The following is a 14,812-nucleotide window of genomic DNA, read 5'->3' on the forward strand; positions in this document are numbered from 1 at the left end:
GGTCGCGGTCACTCCCCGGGTGTGACGGGACAGACTTGGTATGCGGGGCGAACCGGCTGTCCGGGCTGCAGGGATTGCGGCAGACTGACTTCAGCGCGGCCGAACTGGAGCTTGCGCCAGCCATCGGTCTTGAGGCCTTCGGGGACGAGACTGAGGGCCATCGGCTCGCCCAAAGTGACGCGGACGCCGTTGCTCGTGGTGTCGGTGAGGCGGAACTCCGGCGCGGTCACTTCGCCACTTGAGACGCCGGCTGCCGACAGGTTCGATCCCCGTGCTTTCCACTCGCTCCGGCAGACCGGGATGTTCTCGACAAGTGAGTCGGTTTGAACCGGCCCGGTGGCAGGCAGCGTCAGGTCAAGGTCGAGGTGACGGTCGGCGCATATGCAGTTGCTGACGGGACCAGATCTTCTCGGCCGGTGCGTGGACGGACACCGCGAGCAGAAGCGATAAGCAAGCCGCGACGACCTGCGGCATGGCACGTGAACTTCGGATCACCTCTGCGCGAGTTTCCCCTCGATGCCGGCGCGAACCTGCCCGAGGATAGGTTTCCTCGGTGCGTCGGCAATATTCTGCAGCCATCCGGCGTCCCGGTCACGACCTGTGTTGGTGCGGATCGCTTCTTCTTGGCGGGATCGTCCTTCGCGGACAAGTGCGGCAAGGGGAAGGACTGACTGACGTCGGGCTTCTGGTCGGCCTCAGCTTTGTTTGATCCCGAGAAGGGGCGTCTGAATGAAAGGGCTGGTCAGGCTTGAGGTCCCGGCGAACTGCCATGCTCGGCGAACGCACTCCCACATCGCCTGATCCGATCAGTAACCTGGTCTACTCTCCATTGAGGTTTACGGCCCCCCTTGCACGAGCAGCCTCACCGGGCGAAAAATCCCTCCCATCGCGGCGGAGTCGTGTACCCGCACCGCAAGGAGGTTTTCGGCGCCTGCGCGGACGCCTTCGGCCGTGAAGCTGAAGGGCTTGTCCCAGAAGTCCACCGGAGCCAGGCCGGTGGATTGCGCGCTGCGTTCGCCGATCAACTCACCGTTCAGGTACACCCAGGCTCCCTCGTCTACCCCCGCGAACTCCAGGGTGAACTCGCGGCCTTCCATCTCCTCCGGCACCGTGAAGCGCACGCGGTACCAGGCATAGCCGTCGTACGCTCCCACCGACGTAGTCTCCCACCACGCCGGCACCGGGATCTTCCCCCAGCCCGTGTCGTCGAACTCCGGTCTGTACCAGCCCTGCTGAACGCCAAGATCACCAGGGTCGGTCTGGAAGGCCCACTCGGCCGGAAAGGCAGCGGCGTCGGTACGGGTCTCCAGCACATCCAGCGCCGTCCAGGCTACGGCGGGACGGCCGAAGACATCGGCCACGGCGGCGCGGACACGGTAGGTTCCCCCTGTCGGCAGGTCCAGTTCAACCTCCTCGCCGCTCTTCATTTCCACGCCCTGATCCGGCCCGTACACCTCCCATGTGACCGATGGCTTTCCATTCTCGAATTCACCGGTGCCCGCAGTTGCGATAGCGCGCAGTGAGATTCTGCCGGGGGCTTCCGGCACGAGTTCGGGGACCTCGATGGCGATGCTGGGTTCCGCGCCTAGATCCGGTCGCGTCGGCTCTCGCCCGGAGGTCAGGCGCGTTTCCGTGTCACCCCTCTGGACCAGAACGGTTCCGTCCTCCCGGCACCGGATCACCTCTTCGTAACCGGTGGGTGTGAACCGCGCATCATCCACCGCGATGTCGAAGTCAATGCCCAGGCGAATGCAGCGCTCCACTTCGAGGGCTGCGTTAGCGAGGACCTGACGGTACGTGGCGCCCTGCCCGGTCTCGCGCTCCAGGTGCAGCCACTTGAGGTACTGCAAGGGGTACGGCGCGAAGGTATAGCCATAGGGGATGACGACGCAGGTTCTCGCCGCACGCAGCAGTCCGTCCATGTCCCGGCGTGGGTTCGCGGCCTGAGCCTGCTTCACCAGCGATGCATAGTAACGCTGGTAGCTGTGGGGCAGACCGGAATTGTCGCCAATGCCCACCCATCCGGTCCAGACCCAGAAGTAGCTGGCGCCCCTGTTGTACAAGAACGGGATGCTGGATGCCTTCAGGCGGGTCTCGGTCGGCGAATAGAACGCCACTCCCCAACGCTTCCCGAAATTGCGCGTCGCACCGCGCAGGACAGCCACGCGGATCGCGCAAGCATTCTCAATGGTCGGCGGAATCTGGGTGCCGAAGGCGCGGTTATAGCTCTCGACGAGGTCGCCCATGGCCACGTCCTCGTCCACGATCCCGCTTACGCCCTGGTCCATCGCGAGCTGATACCACGCGGTGGTCCAGATGGCCTCCCAGACCGGGTAGTCCCTCTCAACAATCCACAGATTGCCGCGCCCGAATTGCCGGTCGATGAAGTTGTTGATCCAGGTCTGCGAGTAGTTGCCGATGTTTGGGCGCAGGGATGCCTTGAGCTTCTCCTGGAGTGATGCGACCGCTTGCGCCGGGGTGAGCTTCCCGGCGAGATCAGCCCGCTCGTTCAGCACGCGGTTGTGGATCGCAGGCTCATCCACGTAGATGCCTCGCCCCCAGTAGTTGGACCGATAAAGCTGCGCCGGCCAGTCGTCCATGGGCCAGAAGAGGTTGTTGTCCCGCGCGCTGCTGCGGGTGAGCCAATCCGTGCGGGGCGTTGCCTGGAAAAGGTTGAAGCCCGCCTCAAAATGCCTGCGATGGTCCTCCGGCGTGGTCTTCCGGTACTCGTACTTGCCGTCGGGCAGCGCCCAGTAGGGCTTGCCGTGGACGTCGGTATCACGGGTCATGTGGCCGATGATGAGGTCGGGGTTGAGCTTCACCACCGTGGTTTCCGCAGGCGGCTCAACGGACTGCCCGTTCTCGGCGCCGGCCCGCTTGAACGGGTAGCCCTGGAACTGCACGGCCTCCGGGAAAGCGCCATCCGCAACCACAAGTGGACCGCCGTCCACAGACTGCGGCCAACCATACTGCCACAGGGAAATCCGGGGGAGGTGTGCTTCGCCGGTGACCTCATTCACAAACTCGACGGCATCCGGCCAGTCCGGTTCTCTCCAGAGGTAGCGGGCAACCCGGGGGCTCTGATCGGCTCGCGGCCAACCATCAAGCAGCAGCCAGGCTTCGTACGTCTGACTATTGAGCCGCGCGAAGGACAGACACACCCACTGGAAGTCGCGACCATCCACCTTTTCGCCGGGGCCCAGGGCCAGCTTCATCTCGACAACAGTGAGATTGCGGTCGCGCTCGAATACGGGGCGGTCGCCCGGGTCGGCATTGAGCGCGTACGTGGCCACAGTGCCAGGAAGGCCCAGTGGCCCGGCCTGAACGCCAGAGTGTGCGCCCATCAGGACAGCGATCGCGGATATCATCAACGATGCGCGACACATTGCGACAATCACCTCTGAGCCGTGCAAAGACCGCTGTCAATTCGCCGGAAGGAAGTTGGTCTCCCGCCCCCAAAGCGCCTACTCCCCCTCGCCACTCTCATTCGCAAAGTCCATGGCCTCGGTCTGCGCCAGCTCCCGCACCGTCCTGTGGGAGAGAAGCACCACGTCCATGAGTTTGCCACCCACGGCCTCGGCCACATCCGGGCACTTCACCTTCAGAAGGTACCAAACCTTGTCGTCACACTCGGACCCCAGTTCGCTCACGGTCTCGAAATTGGCATGGCCCTTGGAGATAACCAAGTCCGCCTGCCGGAGCTCATCGCGTGCCTCTTCACTGACCTCGCCCCACGGGAACCCGAAGTAATTGCTGCCTGTTTCGACCACCCGCACCAGATCAGCCAGACCCGTCTGCACCGCATCCGCCATGAGCGCATCGTTCACGATGGGCCCGGACTTGACCATGAGCGTCACCCGCTTGGGCCCAAGTTCCTCGATCAAGATGCGGTCGAAGACGATCTCACCGGCATTGTCAGCGAGGTACAGGATCGACCGCGCCCGCGATAGTGATTTCCGGAATGGGGCAAGCTCTTCCCGGTCGAACCCACGCTCGACCTGCCTGACGATGTCCTCCATCATGTCATACTCCTGGGCGATCCCCAGGTCGATGATATTGCCGGCAGTGGCCAGCAGGAGGGCATCCAGGAGAGGATCGTCCGACTGCTCGAGCCGCGCCCGAAGGGCCGGGTAAAGCGCCAGCGCGGCCTCATTCGCGGAACGTTTCGCTCCCAGATATGGGTCGTAGATGCCGGTGACTTCGCGTGCGGCCTCAAAAGCATTCTGCGACAACTCCCCCGGCGTGAGCGCCAGGGGATCGGAGATCGCCAGGTACCGGCGCATGGTCTCATCCATGATCTCTTTCTGTACGTGGGGGTCGTCGGTACACTCGCGGGCTGTGTTGAGAGCCTGGCGCAGAAGGCACGCCAGGCAAGCCACTCTTGCTTTCATCGCATCTCCTCGGTATCTCGGCTCCAACTCAGTCGGTGGCGACGCCCGAGTATACCACGTCGAAGCTGCGAGCCCAACCTGCTGCAGTCCAGCACCGTCTGGGACAAAGTGTTGATGTTTTCTTGATTTTAGCGCTCTTGGGGGTTGACCTGGACTTGCCAGGTCGATATACTCAAGACACTTTCGTCTGCGTAGAAACCTTCGTTCGTGGTTGTTCGATGGGAGGAAACGCTCCATGCGACATCGCCTTCTGCCGTTAGTTGCAGTCGCGGTTCTCGCCGTTGCGGTGACGCCGGCATTCGCCGACTTCTCGCCTGTCTACACGGACTGGACGTCCTGGACTCCCGCCACAGGCTCGGGTACCCTCTCGTTTCCGCAGTTTGACGATCTGGGTGGGGCCCTGACCCTGCAGAATGTGTACTGGGAGTTCGGCACCTTCGTGAACGGCAAAGCCGATTTCCACAACAACTCGGAAGAGAGCAGCGCGACCTGCTTCTATATCTTCTACGACACAACTGATGTCTACGACGGCCTGGGCAATTCTCTGGGCCAGTACCTGCCCCAGTACAACTCCGGCAACTTCGCGGTCGCCCCGCTGGCGAGCGTGACCAAGTCGGGTACCAGCACCACTGAGGGCGACAGCGGTGTCTGGAACAGTGCTGCTCACCTGGCCTATTTCACGGGTGCCGGGAACGTGGTGGGGTTCGACTTCGATGCCGTGCTCTACGAGATTTTCGGCAAGCCTGACTACGTATCGGTTCAGGACTACGACAACACCACCTATGTTGCAGGCACGATCCAGTATGAGTACCGCAGGACCGGGGACATCCCCGAGCCGGGTACGCTGGCGCTGGTCGGTCTGGGGCTTATCGGTCTGGTTGGTGTTGTTCGGCGTCGCAAGGTCAGCGAATAACGCCGAAAGTCACGCCGCACCCGCTGTACACGAACGAAGGTAGGCTCCCCAGTTGGGGAGCCTTTTTTTTGTGCCGAGACTCCTATCTGGGCACCTGTCGCGCACTGGGGCCTGGGGAACCCTTCCGCGTATAGCGATTCTAGGGTATACTCTGCACTGGAGAGTGGGTCGCGCGGCCGCGTCCGAAACTCACGAGATTCGCCTCGCGAGCCAGGATGAGGAAAGTCCGGACTCCGAAGAGCAGGGCGCTGGCGAGATGCCAGGAGGGGCGACCCTACGGACAGTGGCACAGAAAACAGACCGCCGGCAGCATCATCAAGCGGTGGCGAAAGCCTCGACTACTGGTGCAACTTCGCGGCACGGGGCTTGGGGCCTTGCACCACGGGCTCCCGCTTGCGAGGGCCGGTAAGGGTGAAAAGGTGCGGTAAGAGCGCACCAGCGTCGTGGTGACACGACGGCTTGCCAAACCCCGCCCGGAGCAAGTCCATATAGGGCAACGTGCCACACACCATCGAGGGCGGAGACAGGTAACAGGACAGCAGGGCTGCCCTGTCGACCGATATCTCCCTTGACGTGAACCCCGGTCATCGAGGGGAACAGGTGTGTGCGAGAGGGCTGCTCGCCCGAGTTGCCGGGTAGGACGCTCGAGGCGCCTGGTAACAGGCGTCCCAGATAAATGGCCGCTCCGCAAGGTACAGAATCCGGCTTATTGACCCACTCTCCGGGCCATTTTGGGTCAGTAACAAACCATTATTGACACACATGGAGGCTGTAAGCAGGTCCTGCAATGCCCGTCCAATGAGGCGTCTCGGGCAACTGTAAAGTGCCATGACTGGCGACCTATCGGAAAGGTCGTGGCACAATGCAGATCGAACGCCTCGCCGAAGAGTTCTGCCTCTATCTCGAAGCCGAGAAAGCCTCCAGCCCCCTGACCATCACCTCGTACCGTTCGGATCTCAAGGACTTCGCGCAGTTCCTGTCCCAGCAGAGCATTGAGCTTGAAGTCAGCGCGGTGACGCCGCAGTTACTGCGGTAGTACCTTCTGCATCTCACCCGGCGCGGTCTGGCGCCGGCGACCCGTGCCCGGCGACTGCACGCATTGCGGTCCTTCTGGCGGTTTCTCGAGGAGACCGAGTGCACCACTGACAATCCCACGCGGCGGCTGTCCTTACCGAAGCGCCGGAAGTCGGTGCCTGCGTATCTGATCCCGGAGGAATGTCAGGCCCTGCTCGATGCCACGAGAGACCAGCACTACGCGCTGCTTGCGGTGCGGGACAGGGCGGTGCTGACTGTGCTGATCTTCTGCGGCCTGCGCAGGCAGGAGTTGCTGAACCTGCGGCTGGGGGACGTCAGCCTGGAGGATGCCACGCTGCGTGTGGTGCGAGGGAAGGGCGGCAAGACGCGGGTCGTGCCCCTGGTGCCGCAGGTCTCGGATGCGGTGCAGGAGTGGCTGGACGCCCGGCCGGATGCCGGCCATAACTGGCTCTTCACGGGGCGCGACGGGCGCCGATTGCGCGCCCACGGGCTGAATGACCTGTTCCATCGCGCCGCGAAGGTCGCCGGTCTGGATCGGCGCGGCGTCAGCCTGCACACGCTCCGGCACTCCTTCGCCACGATGCTCCTGCACAGCCAGGTGGACCTGTTCTCATTGCAGAAGCTGCTGGGACATTCGTCGATCGAGTCGACCGCGGTCTACCTGCACGTGGACATGACCCGGCTGCGTGCGGCAGTCGCGAGCCACCCGATGGCGTGAGGCGGGTGATCCACATCGGCGAGAAGTGGGGGAGACAGTCCGGGATGCGAGGCTTGCGTCCTGACTGGCTCCCCCGATTGGGCGGCTACCGGAACTGGTGGGCACTGGCGGGAGGGAGGACAGGCGTAAAAGTGGAAAGCGGCGTACCGTGCAGACCATGCAGTGTCGTCACGAGGTGCCACCATGTCTCGACTCGTGTACGCAGTCCGGGCAACCGGGTCCGTCCCGGCCGCTGCCGTGATTGGGCTATGGCTGGCGGCCATGATCGCCACCGCGGCCCCGCAGGTTGCCTCGCCCGCGTGGAAGGCTACTCTCGACAACAGCCCGGGGCTGCACACTACCGCGCTTGAGATCACCCCCGAGCTTCCCATGCCGCCGCCGCCGAGCCTCGTTGCAGACCTGACCTGCATGGACGGTGGGGTCTGGCGGGCGCGAGTGCCGGTCGACCGGCTCTCCGAAGGCGCACTCCGGCTGTCCCCGCAGGACTTCACATCGCTTGTCCCTGGACGGACGGGCGCCGCTCTTTCCTTTGCGGAAGCCACGGCGCTCTCCCTCACTGCGGACGGCTCCCCGGCGAGCACACCGCTGCCCGCGCGGGTGCGCTGGGTTGGTGACAACGGGGTCAGGTATCCGTGGGAGAATGACCCGGCGCCGATCGCAGTGGAAGCCAGAGGGAGGCGGTGGTGGCCCGGGCTGCACCGCAACAATGCCGGGCACTTCGCCTGGCGCTATGAGCCCAACGGGCTGCTGGTGGACAATGTCACCTTCGGCAACATCAACCGGTCGTGGTACTGGTTCAAGCCGGGTACGCAGGAGAGCTTCCAGTTCAACTTCGGCGTACCAGACAGCGGCGGTCAGGGGTTGCAGGAGATGGCGACGGGCGACGAGGGGGCGGCTAAGACGGGCCTGGCGCGGCGGGCTGACTACGACGCGGGCGGGAACCCCTATCAGTCAGACGCAGTGTCGGCCGACTGGACCTCCCTGCGCTGGCGGCGGCAGTTGAGGGCGTCTGACGGACGGGATTTCTTCCAGGAACTGCGGTACAGTACACTCGCCTGCGGGATCCAGGTGGAGACAGATGCGCCGTCCTTCGAGTTGTCGTTCCAAAGCGGCGCCGCGGCCAAAGGACCTGCGGCGATCATCATCGCCGAGGGGCAGCGAGCTCGCGTGCTTGAGCCTGCATCCGGCCTCTGCCCGCAGGCGCTGGACGAGAACTGGGCCGTGCTGCTGGCGAATGAGGGGAGCCCGGAGATTCCGATCATGGTGGTCTTCCAGCGCCGTCCATCGGGGTTCGCGTGGAATGACGGCCGCCTGGTGGTGCAACGCGGTGCGGGGGTGGGCACGATCTGCATCGGCTCTCCCTTCGGCGTGATCCCCCAGCCGCCGGACACGCTAGCGCGCTGGCGTGAAAACCCCTCATTCGTGCCGGTGGACCACTTCAGGCGCTTCGCCGCGATGCTCGCGGGCTACCCGTGGCGGTGCGAGGAGTCCTTCTGCGTGGCAGACGGCTGGGTGACAATCCGCGACCGCTTCCAGTTCCTGCCATGGCAGGACGACTGGGGATCGCAAGCACAGCACCTCGCACCGCTGCCGCCGCTGATCGCCTACTCTGTTGACCGGGGCTACCTCCCGCCGGAGTGTGTGTCAGGTCTGCAGGACATGGACTGGCCCACGAAGTGGGGGCCGTACAGGGTTGCTGAAGGCGATAGTCTGGAGTACCGGCTTCCGGTGCCGGAGTGCAGGGACTTCGCACCGCTTGCCGTGGAACCGGGACCGGAGCAGTGGGCGCTGGAGCAGATCATCGCCAACTCGCTCAACGCGACTGCGCTCCAGCGGCTGCACACCGATGAGCAGGGGCCGGGCATCTACCCGCACTGTTCCGCCCATGACATGTGCGCCGGAGCCTGGCGGGCGGCGAACTTCCTGTCGCCGGAACTGCGCGACCGCGTGCGCCAGGATACCCGCGCCACCATCCAGAGCGCCCTGTTCCCGCAGAACTATCGGCTGCGCCAGGATCCCGTCACCGGGACACCGTACCTGGCATGCACCTTCGCCTGGGGGCACGAGGACACACCCAACCAGGAAGGCATCGCGGACATCGACTTCTGGCAGGGCCTCGTGCTCTACGGCCTCTACACCCATGCCAAGTACGCGGGGGACTGGGATGGACTCAAGGCCCACTGGCCTGTCATCCGATCCCTCGCGAGCTACTGGGAGGCGCTGAACAGTTGGGCGCTCATGGGGCCGGGGGCACGGGAGTCCGGGGAAATGTACCACGGGGACATGGCGACCGCGGGCTTCGCGGGCCTGATCGGCTTCCGCGGGCTGGCGCGGCTCCTGGGCACGCCGTACCAGCGTGACCTTGCCGAGTACCTGCTGGTTCGCAACGCGGTGCCGATGGTGGCGAAGTTCGGCTTCCTGGATTACGCCCGCCAGATGGATCAGCAGGAGGCCCGCGGCGAGGCACCATGCACGGGGTTCGGGGAGCTGTGGACCGCCTCCTTCCCGGGTATAAGGCCTGCCGTCCGTGACATGGGATACGGCGACATCTGGTGGCACACCGGCTGCATAGGCCCTCAGAGCGCACAGCCAGAGGTGCTGGACCTGCTCATGGACCGCTGCCCGCAGGACATGGCGGCCTGGGAGCAGGAATTTCGCGCCGCATGCCCCGACGAGAACCTCCTGTCTCACGATGAGATCCGCGTCCCGCCCCACATTCTCCTGAGGGCCTTCCTCGGCGGGGAACTCGGGGCCAATGCCCGGGACCTGGCGCGGCGCTGGCGGAAGACCTACCTGCCGCGTGACGCTCACGTCGCGGCAATGCTGCTGGCGTGGGAGTGCCCGATCCGGCTTGCGGACTGGGCTCCCGCTCACGTGGAATCCGCACGGTGGGACAAGTCCACGCGACGCGCTCACATCAGACTGGACGCCGGCAGCACAGGAGCCACGGTGGCATGGGGTCAGCGTGGCGCCGCAACGCAGACCCTCCTGGACGGTCGCTCCGTGAAGCCCAGAGCCGGCAAGAGGGCGGGCGAGTGGGTACTGATGCAGGTAAGCGCCCCGCGCGGGAAGCACGAGCTGGTGGTCCAGATGGCGAGTCCTGCCGGAACTGAATGAGGGGACCCGGGACGCGCGCAGGAGCAGCCGCAGGATCGCTGCCGCGAAGATTGAGCCGGAGGTCTGTCTGCACAACAGGCACACCATCTTGCCCGAAGTATTCGACGGCGGGGTACCTCATTGAGTCGTCCCGGATCCCCCGGCCCCTCTGTGCTCTCGCAAGCCGGTTGCTTGCTCACAATTCCACTTCGTTCCTCCGGTTTGTATGCGCCCGGCCACTACAGCCCGCGCGCTTCGTGCGACAATGTGACCTGCCCCGCTCGCATCTGGCACCGGGCGGTCACCCGAACTCACCGGCCGGACAGGCAGCGTCCCGTGAACCCTGGGCGTCCCAGAAGGTTGGTCCGCCTGACCAAGCGAATTCCGTTACTGCGTCCGCATGGTGCCCCGTCGGTGACGAGACTGCTGCCTTCCTGGAGGAGAGCGATGGCCAACGTTCCAGCGCGCCGCAAGACGCGTGCGTCAATCAGTTGGAGGGTATCTGCAGTTGCCCTGGGCCTTTGGTTGGCCACTTCCGTGCATGGAGGCGATGAGATGGAACCAACAGCCACGCCCGCCGGCGGGATCACGGCCGTGACGCGGACCGGCCCGACGCTGGTACAACCAGGCGAGCCCGGAGAGGGTCAGGCCTGCCGTTACGGGCTCGGGTTCGTATTCCAGATTGCCCCGAACACCGCGGCGGTCTCATGCAACGTCCGGACGGTCGGTCAGGGGCACTGGGACTTCGAGAACGGCACGGACATCATTGTGTTCGACAACCTTGCGTCCATCAGCCAGCAGACGCCGCTCGTCTGCGCACGCAACGAGGAAAACGTGGACGCGGGCACCGGTAAGCGGCGGGTGACCGTGAACTACCCGATCACCGTCGGCTTCGTGCCGCTCGGCGCGAAACTCCCCGACGGTTCTGTGCACCCTGACGCGGGCACGGGCTTCGGGCTGTCTGAGGCGCTGCGCTTCGATCTCAATGACCAGGGCTTCTTCACCTGGGACCAGCCCTCGACGCGCCTTTGGCACGTCTACCAGTTCGCCTACGATGGCGAGAGTTTCCGCGTTACAGACGTGCAGCGGAAGCCGTCCGATGCTCCCCTGAAGACCGCAGACGGCCTGTGGGCCATCGTGGCCCCGGGGATCTCGTGCGCCATCCCCGATGGCAATGACCTCCTGTTTGCGGTGGTAGCCGAGGACGGCACACGGCAAGTCGCCGGCGTCAGCCGCTGGCGTCGCGACGGCTCCAACTGGCGTCCACTGGTCTTCTACGGCATTTCAAGCGGATCGGAGCCGAGCCTGATCCGCGATATCGACGGGTCTCTTCTGTACTCGGTCCGAGGGGCAGGGGCTGAAGGACGGGCGGTGATGGTATGGCGGTCTCGCGACGGCGGCGAGAACTGGCACGAGGTCCTTCACAAGCAGGACCTCCGCGCGGATGCGCCGGTTGTGCTCAACCAGGCGGCCGACGGCACGCCGTACATTGCCGCCAATGATCCGGCGAGCTTCCGGGCTACGGCCTGCTTGTGGCCACTGAACGCCGACCGCAAGGATGTCGGAGCGCCCGTGATTGCCCGCGACTGCGTGGCGGACTTCGGCCCTGCCCCGGAGGGTACTACCTGGTTCGCAGACCACCCCGTCGGCTGCACCGTGAGGCTTGCCGACGGCGCCTGGCATGCTGTGCTGGCCTACCGGGTGATGGCCTTCAGCACCGTAGGTGTGGGAGGCGAGACGCTGACGCCTCGCACAGGCTGCTACATCGAAGAGGTCTCGTCCACCGGCCCTGTGCAGCCGCCCTGGGTGTTCTGAGCGCCTCCGGGCCGTCGCAGCCGATGATCCGGAATGCGGCGGCTCGCGCCAGGGCAGGCATCCTCCTGCGTCAGTTGGAGAAGGGTTCCCAGGGTGCCGGACCGCTCCACGGTCATCGAGCCTGCGGCCAACAGTTTGGCTACCGGTACCTGGCACCGTGCGCCGCCCGGAACCCGGCAGGTAGGTGCATGCGATGTGGTGAACCAGCCGTTGGGTGTGAGCGGTATCCCCGACTACGGACGGGGCAGTCAGCTAACTCAGGGGGAGGCAAGGCGCTTGTCCACAATCCTCGATTGGCTGAACCGAGCGCGGCAGCGTGCGCAGTACGCCGGCGATGAGCTTCTGGAGTCCGGGCAAGTCAGCGAGTTCCTGAAGGACGCAGCGGGGTGCCTCGGACCATACGGCATCCTTGGCCTTCTCGCGGCGAAAGCGATTGAGACGATGGAGCCTGACCCGCACACGCGCATTGCCAATGCCCTGGTTCGTACTTTCTGGACGGCGCTCGACGGGGAGCTTGGCGGTCACCCGCCGGTGGTGACCCGGGAAGAATGGGAGGCCTATGCGAAGTCCGGTCAGCTGGTGACGGCGGCGGGTGAGACCCTCGAAAGCGGCATGGACTGGCTCCAGATGGTCACCGCCGACGGCGTCAAGCCCAGCGCGGAGTGGCCCGTGGTGTCCCGGCTCGCGGACCTCGCCGAGAAGTGGCTGCTGGGTGCGGGAGTGGAGCCCGAGCGCGCACATCAGGCTCGTGGCGCCATCCACAAGGCCATGTCCGAGGCAGTGCAGGACTTGCGCCACCAGGACGAAGGCGTCAGACAGGCGCTTGAGGCCCTGCGGGACTGGGCGGGAGATGAGGGGTTAGCCCGCCTCGCGGCTCTGCAGAGCGCCATGGACAGCGTGCTGCTGTTCGGGGAGACACCCCAGGACGAACTCTACGTCCCCGCGCGCATCCGCCTGTTTGACCAGCGAGGGACCACCAAGATCGCGTGGGAACAGCGAGAGCGGGTAGAGGTCGCTCCCAAGCCCGCCCATGACCTGCTACTGCCTGTCCTCTCGGACAGCAAGGCGCAACTCGTGGTCATCGAAGGCATCATGGGCGTCGGGAAGTCCTGCCTCATGCGCAAGCTCTGCGCCGAGTTGTCGCGCTCTTATGTGCCCGGGGACAGGGCGCCCGTCTACGTGCGGTGGAAGGACATCTATCGGGAGGTCGCCCAGGGACGGGCACTGGAGGAGATCGGGCGACAGGTCAGCGCTGACCACCAGGATGACAGCCTGAACCTCCATGATCTCGCGAGCCGTAAGAACGTGACGCTCCTCATTGACGGTTTCGACGAAATGGCGAGCCACAACCCCCAGTACGTGCTGACCTGCTTCAACGCACTCGAAAGGCTTCGGCGCGATGGCAGGACAGTGGTGGTGGCCACGCGCACCCAGTTGATGCAGACCGGAGTATGGGATGAGTGTTGCCAGGCCGGGGCCATCGTCGCCGAGGTGCAGGAGTTCAACGACAGCGATCTCGCCGCGTGGTGCGAGAACTGGTCGAGGTCAGCGGCGAGGTCCGCCGTCACCGCGGAGCGTCTGCGCGAAGTGACGGACGATGATGATGTCCTGCATACGCCACTCCTGCTATACATGCTGGCCCGCGACGTGGCAGCGGGAAACATCTCCGGCTCGCTGTCCCGCAGCCAGATCTGGTCCGCATTTGTTGCTAACACCATCCGGGGGAAAGCGGCCGGTGGCGGTGAGGACCCGGCAGTCGCGATCCCTCCCCACCGATATCGATTGCTGCTTCAGGAGATAGCCGCCATCGCCTCTTGGCCCCGGTCTCAGCGCGCCTGTAAGGAAGCCCTGCTGTCGGAAGTCGTGGCTGAATCACTCCTCGGGGACCTCCAACTGGGCGACCTCCAGACGGCCTTTGTCCTCCATTTCTTCGAGCCTGGCACGGGCGTCCGCGAGTTTGAGTTCCAGCCGGACGGCTTCCGGCAGTACCTGCTGGCGGAGTGGTGCGTGCGCATGCAATTGCAGACAGTGCCCGGGCTGGCAAGGCAGGTTGAGGACACCTCCCGGGACAGAGTGCGCCCCGAAGACAGGCTTGCACAGCTTGTTCTCCAGGAGGATGAACGCGCGCTTCTCAATGACCTGTGCGAGGAGTTGGGGCGCCTGGCCCTGGAAGACGGAACCGCGCTTGCCGAACGCCTCGTAGCGCTCGGGATCAGCGCGAGACCGGGCTCCGATAGTCCGATCGATGAAGCCGCCGCGAGCCAGGCCGTCGAGGACCTGTACCGTCATGTGCGCGAGCAGGCAGAGGGCCCTTCAGTGGTGGGGGTCAGCAGCGACACGAGGGCGGGTATCCCCGACGGTCAGGAGGTCCCTCGGTCCCTGGATGACCTTCGTCTCATCGTCAACTACTGGGAGCAGTGTCTCATCGCCACCTTTGGCCTGTACCGGGGTCTGGGGAAGTACCCCAAGGACCTCGACGACTGGCGCAAGCGTGGGCGTCCCGAGGAGGAGTGGGAGCAGGTTTTCCCCAGGGACCCGTACGCACTGCATCGGTACCTCAGAGCGCGGGACGCGGTTCGCGGGCACAACTGGTCCCCCAACCTGGACCTGGCGAACCTCGGCCTGAGCGGGGCCGACCTGATACGGGCCGACCTGAGCAGGGCCGACCTGAGCGAGGCCGACCTGAGAGGGGCCGACCTGAGAGGGGCCGACCTGGTACGGGCCGACCTGATAGAGGCTAACCTGACCGAGGCCTATCTGCTCGGAGCCAACCTGATAGGGGCTAACCTGACCGAGGCCTATCTGCTCGGAGCCTACCTGAGCGGGGCCTACCTGAGCGGGGCC

The 14,812-nt window shown here is 65.0% G+C and carries 9 protein-coding genes and 1 other RNA gene; 7 read left to right on the plus strand and 3 right to left on the minus strand.

The features are described 5' to 3' along the window. Positions 1 to 8: 8 nt before the first annotated feature. The 3 genes from HPY44_05605 to HPY44_05615 form a co-directional block, all read right to left on the minus strand. Entirely contained in the window at positions 9 to 230 is a 222-nt protein-coding gene (locus HPY44_05605; GenBank protein ID NSW55468.1) for a hypothetical protein, read from the minus strand. 606 nt (positions 231 to 836) lie between these two features. After that, complete coding sequence (locus HPY44_05610) at positions 837 to 3,386, minus strand: hypothetical protein (GenBank protein NSW55469.1); 2,550 nt, start codon at positions 3,384 to 3,386, stop codon at positions 837 to 839. Between the two features lie 78 nt (positions 3,387 to 3,464). Then, positions 3,465 to 4,391 carry a DUF89 family protein gene (locus HPY44_05615; GenBank protein NSW55470.1) on the minus strand — a complete coding sequence of 309 codons (927 nt, stop codon included), beginning with the start codon at positions 4,389 to 4,391 and terminating at the stop codon, positions 3,465 to 3,467. Between the two features lie 235 nt (positions 4,392 to 4,626). Between HPY44_05615 and HPY44_05620 the strand changes: the two genes are divergently transcribed. The 7 genes from HPY44_05620 to HPY44_05650 all read left to right on the plus strand — a co-directional run. Continuing rightward, positions 4,627 to 5,304, plus strand: coding sequence for a PEP-CTERM sorting domain-containing protein (locus tag HPY44_05620; protein NSW55471.1), 678 nt, complete (start codon positions 4,627 to 4,629; stop codon positions 5,302 to 5,304). A 160-nt stretch (positions 5,305 to 5,464) separates the two neighbouring features. Then, an RNA gene (gene rnpB / locus HPY44_05625) (RNase P RNA component class A) lies at positions 5,465 to 6,029 on the plus strand. 137 nt (positions 6,030 to 6,166) lie between these two features. After that, complete coding sequence (locus HPY44_05630; protein NSW55472.1) at positions 6,167 to 6,340, plus strand: site-specific integrase; 174 nt, start codon at positions 6,167 to 6,169, stop codon at positions 6,338 to 6,340. A 63-nt stretch (positions 6,341 to 6,403) separates the two neighbouring features. Continuing rightward, the gene (locus HPY44_05635; GenBank protein NSW55473.1) at positions 6,404 to 7,057 is read left to right on the plus strand and encodes a tyrosine-type recombinase/integrase; all 654 of its coding nucleotides are present in this window, start codon (positions 6,404 to 6,406) and stop codon (positions 7,055 to 7,057) included. Positions 7,058 to 7,240: 183 nt separating this feature from the next. After that, positions 7,241 to 10,174, plus strand: a complete 2,934-nt coding sequence (locus HPY44_05640) for a hypothetical protein (protein NSW55474.1) — start codon at positions 7,241 to 7,243, stop codon at positions 10,172 to 10,174. A 534-nt stretch (positions 10,175 to 10,708) separates the two neighbouring features. Beyond that, on the plus strand, positions 10,709 to 11,968 hold the full coding sequence (locus HPY44_05645) for an exo-alpha-sialidase (GenBank protein NSW55475.1): 1,260 nt from the start codon (positions 10,709 to 10,711) through the stop codon (positions 11,966 to 11,968). A gap of 276 nt (positions 11,969 to 12,244) precedes the next feature. Then, positions 12,245 to 14,812: pentapeptide repeat-containing protein (locus tag HPY44_05650; GenBank protein NSW55476.1), on the plus strand; the 2,568-nt coding region annotated here is incomplete at its 3' end.

This window comes from Armatimonadota bacterium, from assembly GCA_013314775.1.
Classification (GTDB): Bacteria; Armatimonadota; Zipacnadia; order Zipacnadales; family JABUFB01; genus JABUFB01.

Excerpts from the sequence above, each read along its gene's own strand:
- HPY44_05615 (NSW55470.1), bottom strand. The coding sequence starts at position 4,391 with ATGAAAGCAAGAGTGGCTTGCCTGGCGTGCCTTCTGCGCCAGGCTCTC.
- HPY44_05630 (NSW55472.1), top strand. The coding sequence starts at position 6,167 with ATGCAGATCGAACGCCTCGCCGAAGAGTTCTGCCTCTATCTCGAAGCC.
- HPY44_05610 (NSW55469.1), bottom strand. The coding sequence starts at position 3,386 with ATGTGTCGCGCATCGTTGATGATATCCGCGATCGCTGTCCTGATGGGC.
- HPY44_05640 (NSW55474.1), top strand. The coding sequence starts at position 7,241 with ATGTCTCGACTCGTGTACGCAGTCCGGGCAACCGGGTCCGTCCCGGCC.
- HPY44_05620 (NSW55471.1), top strand. The coding sequence starts at position 4,627 with ATGCGACATCGCCTTCTGCCGTTAGTTGCAGTCGCGGTTCTCGCCGTT.
- HPY44_05645 (NSW55475.1), top strand. The coding sequence starts at position 10,709 with ATGGAACCAACAGCCACGCCCGCCGGCGGGATCACGGCCGTGACGCGG.